Origin of the sequence: Labrys sp. 22185, assembly GCF_052045555.1 — a bacterium.
GTDB classification, from domain to species: Bacteria; Pseudomonadota; Alphaproteobacteria; order Rhizobiales; family Labraceae; genus Labrys; species Labrys neptuniae.
The window spans coordinates 23,171-48,980 of sequence record NZ_JBQEPH010000036.1; the positions used below are offsets into that span (position 1 = coordinate 23,171).

Here is a 25,810-nt window from a genome sequence, read left to right on the forward strand (position 1 = left end):
GCTTTGACCGCTTCCAGCCACGAGAACGCCGAAGCTCCCAGCCGTTCCTGGATCCTTCCCGCGGTACTCCTGATCCTCGCCTATGGCGTGATCCCGCTGGTCGGCAGCAGCTATGTGTTCGATGCCATCCTGACCCCCTTCCTGGCCCTGTCGCTGGCTGCCCTGGGGCTGAATCTGCTCACCGGCTATGCCGGGCAGCTTTCGTTGGGCAGCGCTGCGTTCATGGCGGTGGGTGCCTTCGCCGCCTATAATTTCAACCTTCGGATCCCCGGCCTGCCCCTGGTCGCGAGCATCGTCCTGGGCGGCGGTGTTGCGGCGCTGATCGGGCTCGTCTTCGGCCTGCCGAGCCTGCGGCTGCGTGGTTTCTACCTGGCCGTTTCCACCTTGGCGGCGCAGTTCTTCGTGCAATGGGCGCTGACCAAGTTCAGCTGGTTTTCCAACGACAATCCGTCCGGTGTCATCGACGCCCCGCCCCTCGGCGTGGCAGGCTTCTCGCTCGAAGGCCCGCCCGGCCGCTACCTGTTCACGCTCACCATCGTGGTTGTCGTCACCGGCCTTGCCGCCCGGATCGTCAAGACGCAGACCGGCCGCGACTTCATCGCTGTCCGCGACAACGAGCTGGCGGCCCGGGTCATCGGCGTATCCGTGCTGCGCACCAAGCTGCTCGCCTTCGTGCTGTCCTCCTTCATCATCGGCATTGCCGGATCGCTGTGGGCGTTCGCCTATCTGAGGACCGTCGAACCGGCCGGCTTCGATCTCGATCGTTCGTTCCAGATCCTGTTCATCATCATCATTGGCGGGCTCGCCACGATCCGCGGGGCATTCCTCGGAGCGGCCTTCATCGTGGTGTTCCCCCTGATCCTGTCTCGCCTGGGCAGCGCCTTGCTGGGCAGTACCTTCGATTCAGGCGTGCTCGACATGAGCCAGCGCATCGTGCTCGGCGCGCTGATCATCGTCTTTCTCATCGCCGAGCCGGACGGCCTGTCGGCGCTGTGTCGACGCACCCTCGACAAGATCCGCCCGCACCGCTGACCGCGATTTCTCCCAATCCTCGCCTGCCAACCCCGGAGCCACCATGCCGTCCCTTTCATTTCGCCTCGCCGGTGCCCTGCGCGCAACCACAATGGCTGCAGCCCTCGCCCTCACGACCGTGCCTTTCGCCCATTCGCAGGCTCGTGCGGACGAACAGTATTTCCCGCTGCAAAGCTATCGGGTCGGCCCCTATGCAGCCGGCGGCACGGGCTTCTTCGGCGGCTTCATCGACTACCTCAATCTCATCAACACTCGCGACGGCGGCGTGAACGGCGTCAAGCTGACCTGGGACGAATGCGAGACCCAGTATGAAGTCGAACGGGGTGTCGAATGCTACGAACGTCAGAAAAGCCACAAGGACATCGCGACCTGGAACCCGCTTTCCGTCGGCATTGCCTATGCGATGATCGACCGCATCACCAACGACAAGGTTCCCCTGCTGACGATCAATCACGGCCGCACGGATTCGACCGATGGCAGCGTGTTCAAATATGTCTTTCCCCTGCTGCTCAATCCCTACAGCGAAACCTCCGGGATCGTGAACTACATCGCCGGCAAGTTCGGCGGGGTTGACAGTCTCAAGGGTAAGAAGATCGCCGTGCTCTATCACGGCTCGCCCTATGGCAAGGAGACGATCCCAATCTATGAGCTGCTGGCCAAGAAATACGGCTTCGAATTGCAGCAGATCGAGGTGCCTCACCCCGGCAACGAGCAGCAATCGCAATGGCTGACCATCCGGCGCTGGCGGCCCGACTATGTGGTGCTGCGCGGCTGGGGAGTCATGAACCCCGTGGCGCTCAAGACGGCTCAGAAGGTCGGTTTTCCTGCCGATCACATCGTCGGCAATGTCTGGTCCAATTCGGAAGAGGACGTCCTGCCCGCGGGTGCCGCCGCCAAGGGATATGTCGCGATCACGACCCAGGCGTCCGGCACCGAATACCCCGTGGTGCAAGAGATCGTCAAAACCGTCTATGGCGCAGGCAAGGGCAATCTCGACGACAAGAAGCGGATCGGCAGCGTCTACCACAATCTGGGCATCGTGAACGGCATCCTGAATGTCGAGGCCATTCGCATCGCCCAGGAAAAATTCGGCCATCGCACCCTCACCGGCGATGAAGTCCGCTGGGGGCTGGAACATCTCAAGCTCGACCCGGCCCGCGTGGAGGCTCTCGGCGCCAAGGGGCTTTTCCACTCCATCAACGTGACCTGGAAGAACCATGAAGGCGACGGCCTCGTCACCTTCCAGCAATGGGATGGCGCCAAGTGGAAGGTGGTATCCGACTGGATCGCGCCCGACTGGGCGTTGCTGCGGCCGATCATCGAAAAATCCGCCACGGCCTATGCCACCGAGCATCAGATCAAGCCTCGGACCGAGGCGGATGCCGACAAGGCGGCCGCGAACTGAGGCGCGTCCCCTCGGCCTCCTGCAACGGCGTGCCCCAGGAAAGGTATTCGATGTCCGAGCCAGTTCCCCTGCTTGCGGTCAATGCGATCGAAGCTGTCTATGGTGGCGCCATCGTCGCTCTGAATGGCGTGAGCCTGACAGTTGCCGCGGGAGAGATCGTCGCCTTGCTCGGCCCCAACGGGGCCGGCAAATCCACGACCCTCAAGGCGGTCTCCAACCTGCTGCCGGCCCAGCGCGGCCGGCTGATCGCCGGGACGATCCGGTTCGACAACGTGGAGGTGAACCGGCACAGCGCCTCCGCCCTGGTGCGGCGGGGGCTCGTCCAGGTGCTCGAGGGCCGGCACTGCTTTCGCTCGCTGAGCACCGAGGACAATCTCGTTACCGGCGGGCTGGCACGCGGCTCCAGCCGCCCGGAACTGGCGCGTGACCTGGAGCGCGTCTATGCGATCTTCCCGCGCCTGCGCGAGAAGCGAAAGACGATCGCCGGCCTGACCTCGGGCGGCGAGCAGCAGATGACCGCAATCGGTCGCGCCCTGATGTCGAGGCCACGCCTGCTGGTGCTGGACGAGCCTTCGATGGGGCTGGCACCGCTCGTGGTGCAGGACATCTTCGAACGGCTCACCGCCCTCAATGTGTCGGAGGGCCTGTCCATCCTTCTTGCCGAACAGAACACCGCCGTGGCTCTGCGCCATGCCCATCGCGCGGTGCTGCTCGCTTCGGGGCGCTCGGTCCTGGAAGGACGGGCTGCCGAACTGAGGGGTCGTGCCGACCTCAAGGACATCTATCTCGGGCGGACTTCCCTCGCCGGCCCATCCGCGGTCTCGACCGCGGCCTGATCTTAACCCTCATCTTAGGAATCGGCCCATGACGACAGCAGCTCAAGCCAAAGCATTTCCGGGCATCGTCGCAGAAGGCGTATCTGCCCTCCCCCGTCCCTCTGAACCGGCGCACATCATCCGCAGCGACGCCGAAGCGATTGCGGTTGCCGAAGATCTTGCGGCGCAATTCGCCAAAGGCGCATCGGAGCGCGACCGCGAACGCATCTGGCCGGTCGCCGAGCTCGACGCCTATTCCCAGAGCGGCCTGTGGTCGCTCAATGTCCCCAAGGCTTTCGGCGGACCCGAGCTTTCCTATGTCACCATCGATCGCGTGATCCAGATCATTTCGGCGGCGGATCCTTCGATCGGGCAGATCACGCAGAACCATATCGGGGTCGTCGCCGCCATCCGAACGGTCTCCGACGAGGCCCAGCAGAAGCTGCTGTTCGCCGAAGTGCTGGGCGGAACCAGGTTCGGCAACGCCTTCTCCGAATTCTCCTCCAAGCGGGCGGCTGATTTCGAGACGACGTTCAAGGATGAAGGCAACCATGTCGTCGTCACCGGCAAGAAATTCTATTCCTCCGGCGCGCTTCTCGCCCATCTGGTGCCGATCGTCGCGCTCGATGGCGAAGGCCGGGCCTGGTATGCGATTGCCGAGCGCGACGCCCCCGGCCTCACGGTGATCGACGACTGGTCGAGTTTCGGCCAGAAGACCACGTTGAGCGGCACGGTGATCCTCGACCACGTGAGGGTGCCGAAGACCCATCTGGTCCCGGGCTATCGGGGCTATGATCGCCCGACGGCGGATGGCGCCATCTTTCAGATCATCCAGGCGGCGGTCGATACGGGCATCGCGGAGGCCGCCATCAAGGACACTATCGCTTTCGTCAAGGGCGGCTCCAGAGCCTGGATCGATAGCGGCCTCGATCATGCCTGGCAGGACCCCTACACGATCCAGGCGATCGGTGATCTCACCTTGCGCCTTCATGCCGCCGAGGCGCTTCTCGAGAAAGCGGGTCTCGCCGTGGACAGGGCCGTTGCCGATGCCACGGCCGAAAGTGTGGCCAAGGCCCAGATCGCGGTTGCCGAAGCCAAGATCCTGTCGACGGAAGCGGCGCTACAGGCCACCAACAAACTGTTCGAACTGGCCGGCACACGCTCGACGCTGGGCGTTCACAACCTCGACCGGCACTGGCGCAATGCCCGTACGCATACGCTCCATGATCCCGTTCGCTGGAAATATGCCATTCTTGGAAATTACGCGCTGAATGACGTCAATCCGCCTCTGCATGCCTGGAGCTGATCGGACCGCACTGTTGCAGCCCGGCAAAACCCGGCGCACAGTGGCCCTAGGGGAACATTTCGGCGCGTCCAAGCATTGATCAGTCAAGTTCAAGCGCAGCAGTCGAAGTTTCATTCAACGGAGATAGAAACATGGGCATCTTCGATTCAATCAGCAACGCCATCTTCGGTCGTGCAAAGGCTGCAGAGGCCCCCCAGGCCCCTACCGGTACACCCTCTGCTCCAACACCCTCTTCCAGTCCGGCTCCTGCACCATCCGGTTCGGCCGTTCCGCCGAGCACCGTCGACGTTGCTGCCGTCCTCGATCAAGCGGTCAAGGCCAGCGGACAGAACCTCGACTGGAAGCGCTCAATTGTAGACCTCCTCAAAGCCCTGAAGCTCGACAGCAGCCTTGCAGCTCGCAAGGAGCTGGCCGGAGAGTTGGGCTATACGGGCGATACGTCGGACTCCGCTGCGATGAATATCTGGCTGCACAAGGCCGTCATTGCAAAACTGGCAGCGAATGGGGGCAAGGTGCCCGCCGATCTACAAAACTGACCAGCCTTCCCGGCAAACCTCTTTTATCTTCCGCCGCCCGGCGAAGATCTTTCGAGGGTCTCTCTGCTCCTGGCTGGGCACTGAGCCGGTACCCCATGAGGTGCGGGTTTCCAGACACGAAAACCGCCCAGGTTCGATCTCGCCTTGGCGGTTTTCCACGGCAATTTTGGCTGTGGATGCCAGCAATCCGCGCTCGGGAAGGCCAGCGGGCAGCCGAGGAGACATTTACTCCGCGATCCTGGTCAGATAAGGCGCAATCGATTGCGGGGCTGGGATCACCGCGACGATCTTCATCTGGGCGATGTTGCGGTTCTTCGCCTCTTCCAAATGTGCATCGAACATCGCAGCCGCAGCATCGATGGCCCCGCGCGCCAGCAGTTCGACGATCAGGCGATATTCGGCAATGGCGATACGATCGCGCGGCAGGCCGAATTGGCGCAGCAGGCGCTCCGAGGCCACGACCGGCAACAGGTTGTCCCGTATCAGATCGCGCAGCCTTTCGTTCGGGGTGGCCATCACGCAGGTCTCGACCAGCTTCGTCTCCAAATCCTCCCATTCGACCAGATCGGCATCCGATTCGGTCCTTTCGGCCTCGGACAGGCTTTCGAGCAAGGCGGTCAAACGTGAGCGATCGATGCGCGGCGCCGCCGACACCAGGGCGGGAGGCTCGAGGATGCGCCGCAGGGCAAAGCGGTCCTTGATCGATTTTGCCGTGAGCGGGCCGGCGATCCAGTGGGAACTCTGGTTCTTATGCACCAGCCCCCTTTCCTGCAGGCGTCCGAGCACGTCGCGCACCACGGTGCGGCTGACATGGAAATGATCCGCCAGCTCGATCTCGATGATACGATATTGCCCGAACACGACACAGGCCGCGACGTCCGCCTCGATGGAATCATAGATGCGCTCCCAGGTCGACCGGCTTTGCAGCGCCTCGTCGATGGCCTCGGGCACCACCAGACCCAGGGTCTTGATATCGGTGCGCACCGGGGCGATGCTCCGTCCCGGCGCCCCGACGAGATAGCCGCGCCCATCGAAACGGTGGATGAGCTGCTCCGCCTCCAGGTGCAGCAGCGCCCTCTGGACCGGCGCACGCGACGTCTGGAAGATCTCGGCGATCGGCCCTTCGAGCAGGACCAGCCCCTTCGGCAGAAGCCCGTCGGCAATATTGGTGCGCAAGACGTCTTCGACGATTTCGTAGCGCCGCTGGGCGGTCTGGCGAGGCTTGGACGATGGCATGCCGTAAACGGACCTCCTTGCGGGTGTCATCGCAGACCGCCGCTCGAACTGCCCGTGTCTACCGCGTTTGACACATCCTGTCCCACATTCGGATAAATGATCTTTGCATACTATAGTGCAATTTTGCCTACGGAGAATGCATTTTCACCGATTTTCGGCAAAATTTTCGATAAACCTCGTCGTCACCACCCACTCCCTTCAACACCCACACCAGCCCCCGACCGCCCATCACGACCCCGACGAGCACGTCGCATGTCGTAACAAACACGAGAAAACGCAGCCTAAACGGCCAATTCTCTACAAAAATTGCCCAGACTCCACCAATCCTTCACCGAGAGTCCAAATTCGATGCCCGCCCGGAATTTGGGCAGCCGATGCACAAAAAAGATTGTTGCATACAAAAATCGATTGAACTAAGATCCAAGCACTCATTGCCGAAGAAGCAATGCAGAGGCGAACTGAATTAAGCAAGTTGATTAATATTGGATCGGACGCAAACGTATTGCGCCCGCATGATATTTATCACCTGAAATCATGGCAAAGATGGATCGTGTTATTCCTAGGAATAACAGGGCGTCCGTGTGGCATGATACGATCTGGGAGGCTCGTTTGGCAGATGTACTTCGTCTTTCCGGCATCAGGAAGTCCTATGGCGACCTGCAAGCGCTGGATGGTATAGACCTCGCCATCCCCGACAATGCCTATGTGTCGCTCCTGGGCCCCAGCGGTTCGGGCAAGACCACGCTTCTGCGCGTGATCGCGGGTTTTGAAAGCCCTGACCAGGGCAGCGTCACCCTCGGCGGCAGCCCCGTCGACAATGTCCCGGCACATCGGCGCGGCATCGGCTTCGTCTTCCAGAATTTTGCCCTGTTCCCGCATCTCTCCGTGGCCAGGAATATCGCCTACGGCCTTGAAAACCGGGAGATCGCCGCACTGACCGATCGTGCTGCCATTCGCCGCAAGGTCGCTGAGATGATCGAGCTGGTCGGCCTGGCCGGCCTGGAGGATCGCGGTGTCGCCCAGATCTCCGGCGGCCAGCGCCAGCGCGTGGCCTTGGCGCGAACGCTGGTGACCGAACCGCGCCTCGTGCTGCTCGACGAGCCGCTGGGTGCCCTCGATGCCAATCTGCGGTCCCGCATGCGGGCGGAGCTCCGGAGCATCCGTGAGCGTCTCGGCGTCACCTTCCTGCATGTTACCGGCAGCGAATCCGAAGCCCTGGCCATGGGCGATATCGTCTTGGTGCTCGATCGGGGCCGGATCGCCCAGTCGGCGGATGCCGACACGATCTATAACCGCCCCGCCGCCCCTTCCGTCGCGCGGTTCCTCAACTGCTACAACCTGTTCGAGGGAACACTCTCGGGCGAGGCCTTCGTCGGGCCGGCAGGCAGTTTCCCGATCGAGGGCAGCACGCGCCTTGCCGGCGGAAAAACCGCCTATGCCGTCCGCTATGATCGCATCCAGGTGCGCCCGGCATCGTCGGCCCTGGCGAGCGACGAAGCGGGCGTCGAGGCCGCCTTCGTCGCCAGCGAATATAGCGGCGCCGCCGTGAACTCCTTCTTTGCCCTCGACAGCGGCCAGGTGGTGGAGGTGGAGACCCATCTCAGCCATCGCCCTCCCGCCGACTACGCGCCGCAGGAGCGCTACGGCCTCGTCTGGAAGCGCGACCTCGCGCTCCTCTTTGCCTGAGCGACGCCCATGGCTCTTGCTGACCCACGACCCGGAACGGAGATCGACTGGATGACGACGCCTCCCGGCAGCGAAGCAGCGGCGCCGCAGGCTGCATCGCCGCGCAGGTCCGGCAACAAGACACTATGGCTGCTGGCCCCGGGCGTCGCGTGGATGGTGCTCTTCCTGCTCGTCCCTATCCTGATGATGGTCTATGTCTCGTTCTGGACGCAGACCACCTTCAAGATCGAGCCCATCCTCACCACCAAGAGCTGGGTTACCTTCTTCACGAGCGACACCTATCTCCAGGCCCTCTGGACCACGATCCGCATCTGGCTGACGGTGCTGGTCGCCACCCTGGTGATCGGTTACCCCACGGCTCTGTTCGTGGGCCTGTTCGTGCGCAACAAGGCGCTGCAGACCACGCTCCTGGTGCTGTGCGTCATCCCGTTCTGGACGTCCTTCCTGATCCGCGTCCTCGCCTGGCGGCCGATGCTGGGCAAGGAAGGTGCCATCAACCTGATCCTGCTCAAGGCCGGCATCATCACCCAGCCGATCGAGGCCCTGCTCTTCTCCGACCTATCGGTGGTGATCGGCATGACGCAGATCTACTGTGTCTTCATGGTCGGCCCCATCGCTTTCATGCTCGGGCGGATCGACCCGAACGTGATCGAGGCGGCGCGCGATCTCGGCGCCGGCTTCTGGCGCATCTTCCGCACCATCATCCTGCCGCTGTCCATGCCCGGCGTGGTCGTCGGCTCGATCTTCGTTTCGGTGATGGTGCTGGGCGAATTCGCCACCTCCGCCGCCCTGTCCGGACGCAAGGTCAACCTCCTCGGCAACATCATCGTCACCCAGGTCGGTTCGCTCAAATGGGCCTTCGCCGCCGTGGTCGGCGTCGTCCTGACGATCGTCATGGGGGCCGTGGTCGCCGCCCTGCTGCGTGTCGTCGATCTCAGGAAGGAGCTCTGAGCCATGCAGGCACGCGGCGTCAGACCGGTCCTGGCCATCTATACGGCCCTGTTCCTCCTGTTTCTCTATGGGCCCTTCGTCGTACTGGCGATCCTGTCCTTCCAGACCGGGCCGGAGGGCGGTCCGCAATTTCCGATTATCGAATGGTCGACCTATTGGTACCAGCACCTCTTCGGCCTGACGCCGCCCTCGCGCATCGCCCCACTGCCGATCGAGGAGAGCCTGGGACGTTCGATCGTCCTCGCCATCATGACGATGGTGGTCTCGACCGTCCTGGGCGTGACGTCCGCGCAGGCCTTCCGCAAGAAGTTCCGGGGGTCTGGCATCGCCTTCTACCTGATCGTCCTCGGCATGATGGTACCCGGCGTGCTGGTCGGCCTCGGCATGGCGCTGGTTGCCAACGTCCTCGGCATCGACCGGCACTGGTGGGGCACAGCCTTCGTCCTCCACGTCGTCTACACCTATCCCTTCGCCTTCCTCGTCATGCTGGCAATCTTCAACCGCTTCGACCAGAGCGTCGAGGAAGCCTCCTGGTCGCTCGGCGTCTCGCCGATCCGCACTTTCCGGAAGGTGACATTCCCGCTGATCTTCCCGGGTGTCCTGTCGGCGATGCTGTTCGCCTTCACCCTTTCCTATGACGAGTTCTCGCGCACGCTCTTCGCCTCGGGGCGCGACCTCACCCTGCCGCTGGCGATCTACGGCACGTTCTCGGTCGAGATCCATCCCAACGTCTTCGCCTTCGGCGTGCTGACCACCTTGTTCTCGTTCGCTTTGCTCGCCGTCTACGCGATCCTGATGGGGCTGTCGGTCCGTCGCGGCAGGCGCCTCGCCATCCAGGAGGAGGCATGATGCCTAGCCTGAAAACAGCCATCGTCACCGGAGCCGGCTCGGGCATCGGCAAAGCCATCGCCGAACGCCTCGCGGGCGACGGCTATGGCGTGCTTGTCAACGACCTCGCGCTGGAGCGGGCGCAGGCCATCGCCGATGCCATCCGGGCGGCGGGCGGCAAGGCGGTCGCCGCAGCCGGCGATGTCTCCAGCGAAGCGGACGTCGCGGCGATCGTCGCCGCGGCCAGGACGCAGCTCGGGCCGGTGGACCTGCTCGTCAACAATGCCGGCCATGTCCACCAATGCCTGTTCGAACATCTCGAAACCAGTGATTTCGACCGCATGTTCGCCGTGCATGTGCGCGGCACCTTCCTGATGATACGGGCCGTGCTGCCGGCAATGCTGGAGGCGGGGTCCGGCGTCATCGTCAATGTCGCATCCCAGCTCGGTCAGATCGGCGGGATCGAGCTCGCGCATTATTCAGGCGCCAAGGCTGCCGTGATCGGCATGACCAAATCGCTTGCCCGCGAGGTGTCGAGCCGCGGCGTGCGGGTGAATGCCGTTGCGCCGGGGCCGATCAACACGCCGCTGGTGAAGGCGCTTTCGGACGACTGGAAAGTGCGCAAGGCCGGGGAACTGCCGCTCGGCCGTTTCGGCGAGCCGGAAGAGGTGGCGGCGACCGTCGCCTTCCTCGCCTCCCCGGCCGCCAGCCTCTTCGTCGGCCAGACGCTCGGGCCCAATTCCGGCGACGTGATGTTGTGAACGAGCAGAGGGAGAAGACGGCATCATGACCAAGGCACGTATCGTCCTGATCACCGGCGGCGGCATCGGCATCGGCCGCGCCAGCGCCAAGGCCTTCGCCACGCTCGGCGACCACGTCGTGGTCACCGACATCCTGGAAGCGGAAGGCCGGGCCGTCGTCGACGAGATCAAGGCGGAGGGCGGCTCGGCCGAGTTCGCACCGCTCGACGTTCGCTCCACCGCCGATGCCGACACGCTCGTCGCCGATATCGAGGCCCGCCATGGCGCCATCGACGTCGTCGTCGCCAATGCCGGCATCGCCCACCGCGTGCCGCTCGCCCAGCTCGACGACGACAAGTGGGACCTCACCTTCGACATCGACCTCAAAGGCATCTTCCGCGTAGTGCGGGCCGCCTTGCCCGGCATGCGTACTCGCGGGTCCGGCGCCGTGGTCGCTCTCTCCTCGATCATGGGCGTGGCCTATGGCTGGGACGAGCATGTGCATTATTCCTCCGCCAAGGCTGGCGTCGTCGGCCTGGTGCGGGGTCTCGCCGTCGAGGTCGCCCGCGACGGTGTCCGGGTCAACGGCGTGGCGCCGGGCTACATCCGCACCGCCCAGCTTCTCTCCAAGGAGCATTCCCTTGGTCCCGAGGGTGCGGAGGCCGCCGGCGCCTTCATCCCCATGGGCCGCATCGGTGAGCCCGAAGAGATCGCCGACGTGATCGTTTTCCTCGCCTCTTCCAGCGCCCGCTACCTCACGGGCCAGACGCTGGTGGTCGATGGCGGCCTGCTGGTGGGCCGCTACTGAAACAAAAGCAAATGAACCAGAACCGGAGAAGGAACGATGTCTGACCGAAGCGAGATGACGCGCCGCTCTATACTGAAGCGATCCGCGGGAATGATGGCCCTGGCACTGGGCGGCGGCACGCCGTTCCTCTCCTCCCGGGCGGCCTGGGCACAAGGGACCGGCCTGGCGAGCGAGAGCCTGCGCACGATCGGCCTGTCCGTCACGGTGCAGGAACGCATCCTGGCCGAATTCAAGGCCGCCTCCGGCGTCGGCACGACCTCGGGCACGGCCGCGACCTTCCCCGATGCCCAGACCAAGATCCTGTCGGGCTCGAAGGACTATGATTGCTGGGAGGTGATTGCCGAACGCCTGCCGTCGGTGGTGATGACCAACAATGTCGCGCCGATCGCCGTCTCCTCGCTGAAGAATTGGGCCAATATCCGCGATACCTTCACCAAGCCGAGCGACAAATGGGATCCCAAGGCCCAGATAACCGGCCAGATCTGGCAGGACGATGCCCACAGCCAGCTGTGGATGGTGCCGGCCGTCTATAATTACGACTCCATCGGCTACAATCCGGACGTCCTATCGGATGAGGAAGCCAACACCTGGGCGGCCATCTTCGATCCCAAATGGAAGGGCAAGTCCGGCCTCAACACCGATCCGCTGATCGCCTTCGGACAGGCCGTGATGGCCATGAACTCGCTCGGCTTGTCGGCGGTCAAGAACCCCGGCAATCCCTCGGAAGCCGAGATCGACGAGGCTGCGAAATTCCTGGTTTCCAAAAAGAAGGAAGGCCAGTTCCGCGCGCTCTGGGGCGATTTCGGCGAGCTCGTCAATCTCCTCGCCTCCGGCGAAATGGTGGTGTGCGACGCCTGGCAGCCGGCCGTGATGGCGGTCAAGGCCCAGGGCAAGGCCTGCAGATATGCCCGCCCGAAGGAAGGCTACCGCGCCTGGGCGATCGGCCCGTCGCTCATCGCCGGCTCCGCCAACAAGGAAGCCGTGGCCGCCTACGCCGACTACTGGCTTTCGGGCAAGCCCGGCATCACCGTTTCGGAACAGGGCTATTATTCGCCGACGACCAACATCAAAAGCGAGATGGCACCGGAGAAATACGCCTTCTGGTACGAGGGCAAGCCCTGGGTCGGCGCTGCCGAGCGTGGCATCAAGGAAGGCGACCTGCGCGATGGCGGCAGCCTGGCGGAACGGGCCGCCAATGTCGCCTATTGGCACCAGTGGCCGGATGCCTACGACCATCTCATTCAGAAATGGGACGAGTTCCTGAACGCCTGATCACGATCCGGGCGAAAGGCACCGCTTTTCGCCCGTGTCCCTAGCCCCTACCGCGGAGTTTGACGCGATGGTCCATGATCTCGAACTCATCAAGGTCGGCAAGGTCTATGACAACGGCACGCCAGCCGTTGCCGGTTTCGACCTGGCCGTCGCCAAGGGGGAGTTCATTGCCTTTCTCGGGCCTTCCGGCTGCGGCAAGACGACGACCCTGCGCATGATCGCCGGCTTCGAAGCCATCTCCTCCGGCGACATGCTGATCAAGGGAACGCGCATCAACGACGTGCCGCCCGAACGGCGCCCGACCTCGATGATCTTCCAGAACTACGCGCTCTTCCCCCATATGACCGTGCGCCGCAATGTCGGCTACGGCCTCGAGGTCAAGGGACTGGCGAAAGCCGAACGCGACGCGAAGGTCGATCGCATCCTGGCCACGCTCGGCCTCGAGGATGTCGCCGACAAGCGCCCCGACAAGCTCTCCGGCGGCCAGCGCCAGCGTATTGCCCTGGCGCGCGGCCTCGTCGTCGAGCCTGACATCCTCCTGCTGGACGAACCGCTGGGGGCGCTCGACGCCAATCTGCGCAAGGCGATCCAGAACGAATTGAAGCTGCTGCAGAAAAGGCTCGGCGTCACCTTCGTGTTCGTGACGCACGCCCAGTCCGAGGCCCTCGCCCTGTCCGACCGCATCGTGGTGATGAACCAGGGGCGCGTCGAGCAGATCAGCCCGCCGCACCAGCTCTACACCCGGCCGAACACGCCTTTCGTGGCGCAGTTCATCGGCCGCAACACCATTCTGGACGGCGCCGTCGGCTGTGTCGAGGACGGGCGCGTGGTGGTCGATACCCCGCTCGGCATCCTGCGCGGCACGGCGAACGGCGCCCTGGCCAATGGCAGTGCTGCCAAGATCGTGGTCCCGGCCGAAGCCATCGAAGTCCGCTCGGCCTCGGACGGGCGCGCAGCCGAGATGGGCAATGCCGTTTCGGCAACAGTCCGGCGCCTCGATGTCGTCGGGCATATCTCGCATCTGTCCGTCGAGCTTCCGGGAGGCCGGGCGGTCTCGCTGGAGGCACATGTCGAGAAATACCCGCCGGGCCTCTTCACCCCGGGGGGTGAGGTCGTGCTGGCCTGGAATGCCGCCGAGGCCACGGTCATTCCAGCCGCCTGACAGATCGTTCTTTCAAAAAGCATCAATTTCAACATGAAATGAGGAGACCTCACCCATGGCAAAGGAAATACTCTGCGGCTTCGGCGTCGACGTCGATGCGGTCGCCGGCTGGCTCGGTTCCTATGGCGGCGAGGATTCGCCGGACGACATCTCGCGCGGCCTGTTCGCCGGCGAGGTCGGTTCCCCCCGCCTGGTCAGGCTGTTCGAGCGCTTCGGCATCAAGACGACCTGGTTCATCCCGGGCCATTCGATCGAAACCTTTCCCGAGCAGATGCAGGCCGTCGCCGACGCCGGCCACGAGATCGGCATCCACGGCTATACCCATGAAAACCCGATCGCGATGACGCGCGAGCAGGAGATCGAGATCCTCGACAAGTGTATCGATCTCGTCACCAAGCTCTCGGGCAAGCGCCCCACCGGCTATGTCGCACCATGGTGGGAATTCTCCAACGTCACCAATGAGTTGCTGCTCGAGCGCGGCATCAAATACGACCATTCGCTGATGCACAACGACTTCACGCCCTATTATGTGCGTGTCGGTGATTCCTGGACCAAGATCGACTATTCCGGCAAGCCGAAGGACTGGATGGTGCCGCTGAAGCGGGGCCATGAGACCGACCTCATCGAGATCCCCGCTTCCTGGTATCTCGACGACCTGCCGCCGATGATGTTCATCAAGAAGGCGCCCAACAGCCACGGCTTCGTCAATCCGCACGATATCGAGCAGCTGTGGCGCGACCAGTTCGACTGGGTCTATCGCGAGATGGATTATGCCGTCTTCCCGATCACCATCCATCCCGACGTCTCGGGCCGCCCGCAGGTCCTGATGATGCTGGAGCGCCTCTATGCGCATATGGCCAAGCATCCCGGCGTGAAGTTCGTCACCATGAACGAAATGGCCGACGATTTCGCCAAGCGTTTCCCGCGCAAGAAGTGACGGAAGAGGCCGGGCCCCCTATCCTGGGCCCGGCCATCACCATTGCCGGACAAGGCGCCGCAACGAGGAAGATCTGCATGTGTTCGCTCTGCGGCATTCTGGGTGGCAATGAGCACTGGGCCGATGCGGTGGCCCGGCCGGGCGTCTTCACGCGCAATGGCGACAGGATCGATCGCCGCCGCGAGCGCGCGAACCGCGTGCGCATCGCCTGCCAGGTCCTGGAACCCTTCGGCATGACCCTCTCCGACTGGCAGGGCGCTTCCTTCCTCTTGTCGACCAAGACCGGCAAGACCGAGATCATCGACGATCTCGGCCATCTGTGGCCAGCGGCCGAAAGGCTGGCCCGGCGCGCCTGCGATCCGCTCTCCCTGCCGGTGATCGAGGCGATGGAGAAGCACCATGGCCGATGACACCCCGGCCTTCACCCCGGTCCACCTGCTCACCGGCTTCCTCGGTTCGGGCAAGACGACCTTGCTCCGGCGGCTGCTGTCGGACCCGGCCATGGCCCGCACGGCCGTGCTGATCAACGAATTCGGCGAGATCGGGCTCGACCACCATCTGCTCGAAGCCATCGACGAGACCATGGTGCTGCTGCCCTCGGGGTGCCTGTGCTGCACCATCCGCGGCGAACTGGCCCAGGCGATCCGCGACATCCATGCCAGGCGCGAGCGCGGCGACATTCCGCCCTTCGACCGATTGGTGATCGAGAGCACCGGCCTGGCCGACCCTTTCCCGATCCTCTCGACCATCAAGGCCGACCCCGTTTTGCGGCATCATTTCCGGCCGGGCACGGTGATTGCGACGGTGGATGCGGTGAACGGCCGGTTCCAGCTCGAGAACCACGTCGAGTCGACGCGCCAGGCCGCCATCGCCGATCGGCTCGTGCTGACCAAGACCGATATCGCCAACGAGGTGACGGTCGCCCGGCTCCTCGACCGGCTGGCGCGCTTCAATCCGGATGCGCCGATCCTGCGGGCCGCCGATGGCGATTTCGATGCCACCTCGCTCTTCGGCCAGGACGGTTCGGCTCCCGCCGGCTGGCCGGAGCGCTCGACCCGCGTTTGGTTCCGCCAGACCTTCCAAAGCGACGACCCCCTCGCCCCCCAGACGGCCGGCCAGCCCGGGCATGAGCACGGGCCGGGCGATCGCACGCGCCATGGCGAGCGCATCCACTCCTTCGTGGTCACGGTCGACGAACCGCTCGACTGGACGGCCTTCGGCATCTGGCTGACCATGCTGCTCAACCGGCATGGCGATCGCATCCTGCGGGTGAAGGGCATGCTCAACCTGGCTGGCGAGAGTGCCCCGGTAGCAATCCATGGCGTGCAGCATCTGGTGCACACACCCGTGCACATGCAGGCTTGGCCCGATGGCGACCGGCGCTCGCGCATCGTTTTCATCGTGGATGACCTCGATTCCAGCTTGATCCGACGCTCCCTGGCAGCCTTCAACAGATTGGCGGCTCCCGTGTCGCAGCAATCATGATCAAGCGATTTCGAATGTCATTGCCTCCACCCCGCCGTTCGAGCTCTCCATGACCGGAGACGCGTTGGAAGTACGCCCCTCGACCCCCGCCTTGCACCTTGCGGAACGACCGACCCTGCGCGTGCTGGGAACCGAGATTTCGCATCTGGAGGGACTGCGCCTCAGGGCCGAAGCGGATCTGGGCATCAATGTCGTCTTCGATACCCAGGACTTCATCACCGCCCAGCACAAGGCGGCGGCGGAACCCGGCAGCTATGACGTCTACGACCAGTGTTTCCACAACCTCGATATCGTCTGGTACTGGCGCGCCATCCAGCCCATCGATCTCACGCGCATCCGGCTCTGGAACGAAATCACCGACCTGACCAAGACGGGGCGACTCGATCCGGGCGCTCGCATCGGCTTCGGCGATGCGCCCGTGACCAAGCTCTTCGTCCAGCCCAACCGCGCCTTGGGCCCGACGCCCTCGCGCTGGCTCTCGATGCTGCCGACCACGCATAATTTCGATTCCTTCGCTTTCCGGCCCGATCTCGCCAATGGCGATGCCGAGCAGATCGTCTCCTGGGGCGCCCTGCTCGACGAGCATTGGCATGGCAAGGCGGCCCTGGTCGACGAACCGGCGATCGGGGTGTTCGACGCGGCTCTCGCCGCCCAGTCGCTGGGGCTGATGAGCTTCGAGGACATCGGCAACATGTCGACCGAGGAGATCGACACCCTGCTGGGCATCCTGATCGAACGGCGCCGAAGCGGATTTTTCGCCGGCTTCTGGAAGACCGCGGCGGAGGCGGCCAGCCTGATGCGCAATGGCGGCGTGGTCATCCAGAGCATGTGGTCGCCCGGCATCACCGCCCTGCGCCATTGCAACGTACCCGTGATGGAGGCCGTGCCCCGCGAAGGCTATCGAGCCTGGCATGGCGGCCTGTGCCTTTCGAGCAACCTGTCGGGACGCATGCTCGACATCGCCTATGACTACCTGAACTGGTGGCTGTCGGGCTGGCCGGGCGCAATGATGGCCCGCCAGGGCTATTACATGTCGATCCCCGCCCGGGTTCGGGACCATCTGACGCCGGACGAATGGGCCTATTGGTATGAAGGCCTGCCGACGCAGGCCGACCTGCCCGGCCCGGACGGCACCATCACTATCAGGGCCGGATCCGTGCGCGATGGCGGATCCTACCGGCAGCGCGCCAACTCGATCGCCGTCTGGAACACCACGATGGACGAGCACAATTACCTGGTGCGGCGGTGGTCGCGACTGGTGGCGACCACCTGAAGCGTTTGCGATTCGATATCATCGGGAATTGCAAAGACGCATCGAAGCAAAAATTTGGAGTAAAGGTGCGGTTTGGGGCAATCACTCTTTTCTCCAGCTGTTTGATTATGGATCTCGATGGGCATTATTTTACCCAATGCGAGCGATACTCGCCTACGACACCTTCGTCCTTTTGCCCTTGCTCGGAGCGCGAGGGGTTACTGATATGACCTCTGCCTCCTGGCGCCGTTGGCCGAGACCAAACTCCCTGGCCAAGCGAGAGCGCTGGGCCGAATAGTTCGGCGCAACCATCGGGTAATCTGCCGACAACCCCCACTTCTCGCGATATTGGTCCGGCGTCATATCATACGCCGTTCGCAAATGCCGGGTGAGCGACTTGAATTTGAGGCCATCTTCCAGGCAGATCACGTAATCGGGCGTGACGGATCTTCGGATCGGAACCGCCGGCGTTGGTGGTTTATCCGCCTCAACCGGCTTGGGATCGTTCAAGCCGGTAAGGCTTCCATGCACCGAACTGATCAGATCTGCCAGGGAAGCGGTGGCGACCTGGTTATTGGCGACATAGGCGGAGACGATGTCGGCGGTCAAGTCGAGTAAACTCGTGTCATCCTCGAGCATGTTCAGTCTTTCTTTTTGTGTTGATGTCGAAATTATTGACGTTTTTCTTAATTTGCGCAGCATTGTGGACCCTATCGCCGCGCGGTCTCAGATTTTCAAGCAATTGAACGCTAGTGTAAAGCTCATATTCAAAGATAATAATGATTTTCGGCAACACTATTTAGAACCTTTTTGGATTTCTCCTCGATCGACCGCCTTCTCCGCATCATTCAGGATAACTATCGACGACCGAGAGGCCGTCGATTTACATCTTCCTGTTCCCGTCCATCGATAGCCCTAAGGCAGGACAAGCAGCGGCCTTCCCCGGCCAGAGTTCGTATTCGGTAATGGTCCGGCCACGCCGCGAATTCCAGAATGAAGATCTCACCCAAGAGCGCGGCGCCACGCCATTGACCACGATGGACGCTGGCGTCGATGCCGACACGTAAACAACGGGGCCTTTCGATGTTCGAATTCGACGCCGGACCGGCACACTCTTGCAGACAAGGAAGGCCGCCGGGGGGCGGCCTTCGCAACAGTCGCACAGCCGCATTACCTGGCCTTCGTTTTCACGGTCGCCTTTGTGGCTGGCTTCGGCGCAACGTTGGCGTTGGCCGTCGCATCGATTGCCATCAGCTCTTTCTTGCTCACTTTCTTCTCGGTAAGAGAAACCTGGCCGAGCAGATAGTCTACGACTTTGTCCTCGAACATTTGCGCACGCAACGCATTCAACACCTGTGGCTTGGAGCGATAGAGAGCCAGCAGATGCTGTTGCTGATTGGCCGGGTACCGGCCGATCTGCAGGAGCAGTCCGCGCTGCAGTTCCTCGTTCGAAACGGAGATGTTCGCCTTCCTTCCGATGTCGACGAGGATCAGGCCGAGGCGCGTGCGCCGCTCCGCCAGTTGCATATATTCGGCACGCGCTTTGTCCTCGGTTAGGCCGAAATCGGCGAAGGTGCGACCCGAGGCCTGGAGATTACGGTTGACCTGTGCCCAGTTGTTGTTGAACTCGGCCTCCACCAACTTCGAGGGCACCTGGAATTGATAGGAAGCCTCGAGTTGCTCAACCAGTTGCCGCTTCTCCTTCTGTCGCGTCAGCGAGCCGAACTGGTTCTCGATCTGGCCACGTACGACAGTCCGCAGGCGCGCCAGTGAATCCACCCCGAAGCGCTTCGCAGTCTCGTCATTGAGCAGCGCCTCGCCGGGTTTGGCCACTTCCTTGACCGTGACGTTGAAGGTCGCTTGCTTGCCTGCCAGATATGGGACCTGGTAGTTCTTCGGGAACGTCACATTGACCTGCTTCTCATCCCCTGCCTTCGTACCAATCAACTGGTCGTCGAAGCCCGGGATGGAATTCTTGGCGCCGAGTACCAGTAGACGGTTGGTGCCGGTGTCGTTGGGAATGACCTCGCTGACATTGCCAGCGTAATCAATGGTGATGCGATCGCCCTCGGCGGCCTTGCCGTTCTTCGGCTTGTAGGAGCGCGCCGCTTCGGCGACCCGCTTGAGCCGTTCATCAACATCGGACTCCGAGACATCATAGACGGGCCGTATTACCTTGATACTGGCGAGGTCCTTGATTTCGATTGCGGGCACCGCCTCGGCGTTCGGTCCGCGAACATTGGCGCCATTGGTGCCGGCACTGCGGTTCGCGGCACCGCCCGTCGCGGTATTAGCTGTGGAAGCGAACATGCCAGTGACATCCTTGTTGTTGGTGTTAGCAACATTGCAGACCAGGCCTGCAACCACACCGTTCGATCCGGTGCTATCGCCGCTCGCCGCCTGGCCAGCAGCAACGCCGACCGAACTGCCGGTCAGATAGGCAAGCCTGCCGGTTGAACCGGCGTTACCGTCGGTCCCGTTGAAGGCACGGCCGATTGCATTGCCCACCGTGTTGGAGGACAGGCCGTTCAAGCCGGTTCCGGTGCCGCCGGCGACTCCGCTGAGAGCGCCGCCGGCCGGATTGTCGGCGATACCAACACGCTGGCTGCCAAGCTCGGCGCCATTGCTGGCGCCAGTTGCGTTGAGGCCATAGTTGGCAGGATCGCCGACCCCATTGGCAGGCGCGCCAGTCATTCCGGCATTGCCGCGACCGTCGATGCCGTTGAAAGCATCGCCGACCGGATTGCCGGCCATGATGGTGGCCTGGCTGTTCGAACCGGTACCGTTGTCAGCGGTTACGCCGGAAGGTGCCTTGCGGCCTGGATTGCCGATCGCGTTGGCAGGCGCACCAGCCTTTCCGGCATTGCCGCGACCGTCGACACCGTTGAGAGCATCGCCGACCGGATTACCGGCCATGACGGTAGGCTGGCCGTTCGAGCCGGTTCCGTTGCCAGCGGTTAGGCCAATGGGTGCCTTGCGGCCTGGATTGCCGGCCGTGTTGGCAGGCGCGCCGGCCGTTCCAGCGCTACCGCTTTCGATCGTGCTGGGAGAGTCACCAGAATCACCAGCCCGGCTACCCGTCAGATAGGCGAGGAGGCGGCTGAACCGGCTGCTGCCGCCAGTCTCGTTGGCAGCTTCGCGAGGCTGGTTGCCAGCCGCGCCCGCAGGCGTGCCAGCCGTTCCGGGGTTGCCGCTACCGTCGATGCCGTTGGGATTCCCGTCGGCCGGGTTGCCAGCCATGGTGGTGGGCTGGCCGTTCGAACCGGCGCGGTTGCCGCCGGCCGTTCCATTGAGCGTATTGCCAGCCGGATTGCCGGCCGTGTTAGGCGCGCCGGTCGATCCGGCATTGCCGCTGTCGATTCCACTGGGGGATCCATCGACCGGTTTGTCGGCGGCGGGCTGGCCGTTCGGACTGGTGCCGTTGCCAGCGGTTGTGCCAACGGGAGTCTTGCCGGCCGGATCGCCGTCTGTGGGCAGGTCACGCGACGGCGTGTTACCACCAGCGGCTGCGTCGGGAGAGTCACCAGCCCGATCGCCGGACAGGTAGGCAAGAAGGCGGCCAAACCGGCTGCTGCCACCAGTGTTGTTGGCCGTTTCGCCCGCTGGATTGCCAGCCGTATCGGCAGGCGCGTCGGTCGTTCCGGCGTTGCCTGCCGTGGTGACAGGCTGCCCATCCGGACGGTTGCCGCCGATCGCTTCGTTTGAGCCAGCACCGGCTGGATTGCCAGCCGAGCCGACGGGCGTACCGGTCGAGCCAGCGTTGCCACCGCCATCGATGCCGTTGGGCGCGCCGCCGACCGGATCGCCGGCCGTGGTGGCGGGCTGACCGTTCGAACTGGCACGGTTGCCGCCAGCCGAGCCGTTGAGGCCGACACCGGCTGGATTGCCAGCCGCATCGAGGGGCGTACCGGTCGAGCCAGCGTTGCCACCGCCGTCGATGCCGTTGGGCGTGCCGCCGACCGGATTGCCGGCCACGGCGGCGGGCTGACCGTTCGAACCGACACGGTTGCCGCCAGCCGAGCCGTTGGGGCCGACACCGGCTGGACTGCCAGCCGAGCCGACGGGCGTACCGGTCGAGCCAGCGTTGCCACCGCCGTCGATGCCGTTGGGCATATCGCCGACCGGATTGTTGGCCGTGGTAGCGGACTGACCGTTCGAACCGGCACGGTTGCCGCCAACCGAGCCGTTGAGGCCAGCGCCGGCTGGATTGCCAGCCGCACCGAGGGGCGTACCGGTCGAGCCAGCGTTGCCACTGCCGTCGATACCGTTGGGCTGGCCATTCGAGCCGATGCCGCCAGCCGATCCGTTGAGACCATCGTCCGCCGGATTGTTGGCCAGATAGGCAAGCTCGCCAGGCAAACCAGTGCTGCCGCCGGTCCCGTTGCCGGCCCCTGGACCACCAACCCCGCCCGAAGACAGGCTGCCCAAGCCGGCGCCACTATTGTCGGCCGCGCCATTGAGAGCGTCGCCAACTGGATTGCCAGCCGTGCCGGCGGTGCCTCTGGCATTGACGCCATCGGGAGCACCGGCGACCGGGTTGCCAGTCACACCGATGGGCCGGCCATTCGAGCCGAGACCCCCAGCCGATCCGTTGGGAGTACCGTCAACCGGATTCCCCGCTCCACCAGCGCGCTGGCTAGCCGGACCGGTGCTGTTGCCGCTGGTCGATCGGTTGAGGCCAGCGTCGGCTGGATTGCCGGCGGTGCCTCTGGCATTGATGCCATCGGGAGCACCGGCGACCGGGTTGCCGGCCACGCCGGTGGGCTGGCCGTTCGGGCCGATGCCACCAGCCGATCCGTCGAGACCATTGTCCACCGGATTGTTGGCCAGATAGGCAAGATAGGCCAACTCACTGCTCAGACCGGTGTTGCCGCCAGTCCCGTTGCCGGTCTCTGGACCACCAGCCCCGCCCGAGGGCAGGCTGCCCAAACCAGTGCCGTTGTTGCCGGCCGCCCCATTGAGAGCATCGCCGACCGGATTGCCCGCGACACCAGTACGCTGGCGACCTGGGCCGGCAGCCTGGCTGCCAGCCATTCCGTCGCGACCATCACCGGCTGGATTGCCCGCGATACCGCTACCGTTGTTGCCGGCCGCCCCATTGAGAGCATCGCCGACCGGGTTGCCCGCGACACCAGTACGCTGGCGACCTGGGCCGGCAGCCTGGCTGCCAGCCATTCCGTCGCGACCATCACCAACCGGACTGCCCGCCGTGCCGGCAGGGCCACTACCATTGACACTGCCGGGAGCGCCGGCGACCCGGTTGCCGGCCACGCCGGAGGGCCGCCCATTCGAGCCGATACCTCCGGCCGCTCCATCGGGGGTGCCGACAGCCGGATTGCCCGCTGCGCCCGCACGCTGGCTCCCTGTGCCGGCACTGTTGCCGCCGGCCGTTCCACTGAGGCCATCGCCGGCCGGGTTGCCGGCCACGCCGATGGGCTGGCCATTCGAGCCGATACCACCAGCCACTCCGTTAAGAGCACTGCCAGCCGGATTGCCCACTACGCCGGCGCGCTGGCCACCTGGGCCGGCGCTGTTGCCGCCAGCCGTTCCGCCGAGGCCATCGCCGGCTGGATTGCCGGCCGTGCCCGCGGCACCGCCACCGTTGTTGCTGCCGGGAACGCCAGCGACCGGGTTGCTCGCCACGCCGATAGGCTGACCATTCGAGCCAGTGCCACCGGCCGCTCCATTGGGGGTGCCCCCAGCCGTTCCGCCGAGACCATCGCCGGCTGGATTGCCGGCCGTGCCCGCGGCACCCCCACCGTTGTTGCTGCTGGGAGCGCCAGCAATCGGGTTGGTCGCCACGCCGATGGGCTGGCCATTCGAGCCGACGCCACCGGCCACTCCATTGGGAGTGCTGCCAGCCGGATTGCCCACTACGCCGGCGCGCTGGCTCCCTGGGCCGGCGCTGTTGCCGCCAGCCGTTCCACTGAGGCCATCGCCGGCTGGATTGCCGGGAGTGCCCGCGGCGCCGCCACCGTTGTTGCTGCCGGGAGCGCCAGCGACCGGGTTGCTCGCCACGCCGATGGGCTGACCATTCGAGCCGACGCCACCGGCCACTCCATTGGGAGTGCTGGCAACCGGATTACCGGCTACGCCGGCGCGCTGGCCACCAGGGGCGACGTTACCGCCAGCCGTTCCGCCGAGGCCATCGCCGGCTGGATTGCCGGGAGTGCCCGCGGCACCGCCACCGTTGTTGCTGCCGGGAGCGCCAGCGACCGGGTTGCTCGCCACGCCGATGGGCTGACCATTCGAGCCGATGCCGCCAGCCGGTCCGTTGGGAGCACCACCAGCCGGATTACCGGCCAGATAAGCAAGTTCGCCGGGCAAACCGGTGTTGCCGCCAGTCCCGTTGCCGGTCTCTGGACCACCAGCCCCGCCCGAGGGCAGGCTGCCCAAGCCAGAGCCGTTATTGCCAGCCGCTCCATTGAGAGCATCGCCAACCGGATTGCCAGCCAGGTTGGCAGGAACGCCAGCCGATCCGGCATTGCCGCTACCGTTGATGCGGTTCGGAGCTCCCTCGACCGGGCTGCCGGCAACGTCGGCAGGCTGGGCGTTCGAACCGTCACTACCAGCCGATCCGCTGGGAGCGCCGCCGACAGGATTGCCAGCCGGGTTGGCAGGAACGCCAGCCGATCCGGCGGCGCCGCAGCTACCGTCGGCTGAGGCGTCACAGTCAGCTCCATTACCGGCTGCGTTGTTGTCGGCGATGTCGCCACCGGAACCGTTGCCGATGTCGCCAACACCCGTGCTACCACCACCGGTGTTGCCGCCGCCCGTGTTGCCACCGCCCGTGTTGCCACCACCGGTGTTACCGCCACCGGTGTTACCGCCGCCCGTGTTGCCGCCGCCGGTGTTGCCACCACCCGTGTTGCCACCACCCGTGTTGCCGCCGCCCGTGTTACCGCCGCCGGTGTTGCCGCCGCCGGTGTTACCACCACCGGTGTTGCCGCCGCCGGTGTTACCGCCACCGGTGTTACCGCCACCGGTGTTACCGCCACCGGTGTTACCGCCGCCGGTGTTACCGCCACCCGTGTTACCACCGCCGGTGTTGCCGCCACCCGTGTTGCCGCCAATGCCAGCGATCGCACCTGTCAGGTCGCCAACTGCGTTACCGAGCGTGCCTGTCAGGTCACCGACTATACCGCCAAGGCCATCTTCACCGCCAAGACCACCGATCGCGCCCGTCAGGCCACCGACAACGCCACCGAGGCCACCATCGCCGCCAATCCCGCCGATCGCACCCGTCAGGCCGCCGACGACGCCACCCAAGCCACCATCACCACCAATCGCGCCGGTCAGGCCACCGACTGCACCACCAAGGGTGCCGCCAAGACCACCGTCGCCACCGATCGCACCCGTCAGGCCGCCGACCGCACCACCAAGGGTGCCGCCAAGACCGCCATCGCCACCGATGCCGCCGATCGCACCCGTCAGGCCGCCGACGACGCCACCCAAGCCACCGTCGCCACCGATGCCACCGATCGCACCCGTCAGGCCGCCGACGACACCACCCAGGCCACCGTCGCCACCGATGCCGCCAATCGCGCCGGTCAGGCCGCCGACTGCGCCACCAAGGGTGCCGCCAAGACCACCGTCGCCACCGATGCCGCCAATTGCGCCGGTCAGACCGCCAACGACACCGCCGAGGCCACCGTCGCCGCCAATGCCACCGATACCGCCGATCGCACCCGTCAGGCCGCCAACGACGCCACCCAGGCCACCGTCACCGCCAATACCGCCGATACCACCAATCGCACCGGTCAAGCCACCGACTGCGCCACCAAGGGTGCCGCCAAGGCCACCGTCGCCACCGATGCCACCGATCGCACCCGTCAGGCCGCCGACGACGCCACCCAGGCCACCGTCGCCACCGATGCCGCCAATTGCGCCGGTCAGGCCACCAACTGCGCCACCAAGGGTGCCGCCAAGACCGCCGTCGCCACCGATGCCGCCGATTGCACCCGTCAGGCCGCCGACCGCGCCACCGAGGGTGCCACCAAGGCCACCGTCACCACCAATACCGCCGATACCACCAACCGCGCCGGTCAGACCACCAACCACACCACCAAGGGTGCCGCCAAGACCGCCATCGCCACCGATGCCGCCGATCGCACCCGTCAGGCCACCAACTGCGCCACCGAGGGTACCGCCCAGGCCACCCTCGCCGCCAATGCCACCAATTGCACCGGTCAAGCCACCAACTGCGCCACCGAGGGTGCCACCCAGGCCGCCCTCGCCACCAATGCCACCGATACCGCCAATCGCGCCAGTCAGGCCGCCGACCGTGCCACCGATCCCGCCCGTGAGGCCGCCGACCGCACCGCCGAGCGTGCCGCCCAGGCCGCCCTCGCCACCAATG

General features: G+C 64.6%; 19 protein-coding genes. 16 read left to right on the forward strand and 3 right to left on the reverse strand.

All coding sequences use genetic code 11. The features are described 5' to 3' along the window. The first annotated feature begins 3 nt into the window (after positions 1–3). The 5 genes from ACTJKX_RS33395 to ACTJKX_RS33415 all read left to right on the forward strand — a co-directional run bounded on the left by ACTJKX_RS33395 (position 4) and on the right by ACTJKX_RS33415 (position 5,094). On the forward strand, positions 4–1,032 hold the full coding sequence (locus ACTJKX_RS33395; RefSeq protein ID WP_394315183.1) for a branched-chain amino acid ABC transporter permease: 1,029 nt from the start codon (positions 4–6) through the stop codon (positions 1,030–1,032). A gap of 43 nt (positions 1,033–1,075) precedes the next feature. Continuing rightward, positions 1,076–2,437 (forward strand): ABC transporter substrate-binding protein, encoded by a 1,362-nt coding sequence (locus ACTJKX_RS33400; RefSeq protein WP_440727926.1) that lies wholly within the window; start codon positions 1,076–1,078, stop codon positions 2,435–2,437. A 50-nt stretch (positions 2,438–2,487) separates the two neighbouring features. After that, on the forward strand, positions 2,488–3,273 hold the full coding sequence (locus ACTJKX_RS33405; RefSeq protein ID WP_440727927.1) for an ABC transporter ATP-binding protein: 786 nt from the start codon (positions 2,488–2,490) through the stop codon (positions 3,271–3,273). Positions 3,274–3,301: 28 nt separating this feature from the next. After that, complete coding sequence (locus tag ACTJKX_RS33410; protein WP_394315169.1) at positions 3,302–4,558, forward strand: SfnB family sulfur acquisition oxidoreductase; 1,257 nt, start codon at positions 3,302–3,304, stop codon at positions 4,556–4,558. Between the two features lie 131 nt (positions 4,559–4,689). Further along, the gene (locus ACTJKX_RS33415; RefSeq protein ID WP_394315170.1) at positions 4,690–5,094 is read left to right on the forward strand and encodes a DUF3597 domain-containing protein; all 405 of its coding nucleotides are present in this window, start codon (positions 4,690–4,692) and stop codon (positions 5,092–5,094) included. Between the two features lie 225 nt (positions 5,095–5,319). On the opposite strand, the gene ACTJKX_RS33420 is transcribed toward ACTJKX_RS33415, so the two are convergent. Next, positions 5,320–6,330 carry a GntR family transcriptional regulator gene (locus ACTJKX_RS33420; protein WP_440727928.1) on the reverse strand — a complete coding sequence of 337 codons (1,011 nt, stop codon included), beginning with the start codon at positions 6,328–6,330 and terminating at the stop codon, positions 5,320–5,322. Between the two features lie 609 nt (positions 6,331–6,939). Here ACTJKX_RS33420 and ACTJKX_RS33425 point away from each other — a divergent pair. The 11 genes from ACTJKX_RS33425 to ACTJKX_RS33475 all read left to right on the forward strand — a co-directional run bounded on the left by ACTJKX_RS33425 (position 6,940) and on the right by ACTJKX_RS33475 (position 17,472). Further along, a complete protein-coding gene (locus ACTJKX_RS33425) occupies positions 6,940–8,016 on the forward strand; it encodes an ABC transporter ATP-binding protein (RefSeq protein WP_440727929.1) in 1,077 nt (358 codons plus the stop codon). A 51-nt stretch (positions 8,017–8,067) separates the two neighbouring features. Beyond that, positions 8,068–8,967: an ABC transporter permease gene (locus ACTJKX_RS33430; protein ID WP_440727930.1), complete on the forward strand. Its 900-nt coding sequence runs from the start codon at positions 8,068–8,070 to the stop codon at positions 8,965–8,967. A gap of 3 nt (positions 8,968–8,970) precedes the next feature. Continuing rightward, positions 8,971–9,816, forward strand: coding sequence for an ABC transporter permease (locus ACTJKX_RS33435; RefSeq protein WP_440727931.1), 846 nt, complete (start codon positions 8,971–8,973; stop codon positions 9,814–9,816). Beyond that, complete coding sequence (locus ACTJKX_RS33440) at positions 9,813–10,556, forward strand: SDR family NAD(P)-dependent oxidoreductase (RefSeq protein ID WP_440727932.1); 744 nt, start codon at positions 9,813–9,815, stop codon at positions 10,554–10,556. Before ACTJKX_RS33435 ends, ACTJKX_RS33440 begins: the two co-directional genes overlap by 4 nt. A gap of 25 nt (positions 10,557–10,581) precedes the next feature. After that, positions 10,582–11,343: an SDR family NAD(P)-dependent oxidoreductase gene (locus tag ACTJKX_RS33445; protein ID WP_440727933.1), complete on the forward strand. Its 762-nt coding sequence runs from the start codon at positions 10,582–10,584 to the stop codon at positions 11,341–11,343. 36 nt (positions 11,344–11,379) lie between these two features. Further along, positions 11,380–12,615, forward strand: coding sequence for an ABC transporter substrate-binding protein (locus ACTJKX_RS33450; protein ID WP_440727934.1), 1,236 nt, complete (start codon positions 11,380–11,382; stop codon positions 12,613–12,615). A 67-nt stretch (positions 12,616–12,682) separates the two neighbouring features. Then, on the forward strand, positions 12,683–13,777 hold the full coding sequence (locus tag ACTJKX_RS33455; protein ID WP_440727935.1) for an ABC transporter ATP-binding protein: 1,095 nt from the start codon (positions 12,683–12,685) through the stop codon (positions 13,775–13,777). A gap of 55 nt (positions 13,778–13,832) precedes the next feature. Continuing rightward, positions 13,833–14,714, forward strand: coding sequence for a polysaccharide deacetylase family protein (locus ACTJKX_RS33460; RefSeq protein ID WP_440727936.1), 882 nt, complete (start codon positions 13,833–13,835; stop codon positions 14,712–14,714). A 77-nt stretch (positions 14,715–14,791) separates the two neighbouring features. Beyond that, on the forward strand, positions 14,792–15,124 hold the full coding sequence (locus ACTJKX_RS33465; protein WP_415086850.1) for a hypothetical protein: 333 nt from the start codon (positions 14,792–14,794) through the stop codon (positions 15,122–15,124). Continuing rightward, positions 15,114–16,199 (forward strand): CobW family GTP-binding protein, encoded by a 1,086-nt coding sequence (locus ACTJKX_RS33470; RefSeq protein WP_440727937.1) that lies wholly within the window; start codon positions 15,114–15,116, stop codon positions 16,197–16,199. The genes ACTJKX_RS33465 and ACTJKX_RS33470 overlap by 11 nt, the downstream gene beginning before the upstream one ends. A gap of 49 nt (positions 16,200–16,248) precedes the next feature. Next, positions 16,249–17,472 (forward strand): ABC transporter substrate-binding protein, encoded by a 1,224-nt coding sequence (locus ACTJKX_RS33475; protein ID WP_440727938.1) that lies wholly within the window; start codon positions 16,249–16,251, stop codon positions 17,470–17,472. A gap of 153 nt (positions 17,473–17,625) precedes the next feature. Here ACTJKX_RS33475 and ACTJKX_RS33480 read toward each other — a convergent pair whose 3' ends face one another. Both ACTJKX_RS33480 and tig read right to left on the reverse strand, forming a co-directional pair. After that, on the reverse strand, positions 17,626–18,090 hold the full coding sequence (locus ACTJKX_RS33480) for a MucR family transcriptional regulator (RefSeq protein ID WP_311944335.1): 465 nt from the start codon (positions 18,088–18,090) through the stop codon (positions 17,626–17,628). A gap of 531 nt (positions 18,091–18,621) precedes the next feature. Next, a partial coding sequence (tig, locus tag ACTJKX_RS33485) for a trigger factor (RefSeq protein WP_440727939.1) occupies positions 18,622–25,810 on the reverse strand: 7,189 nt, incomplete at its 5' end.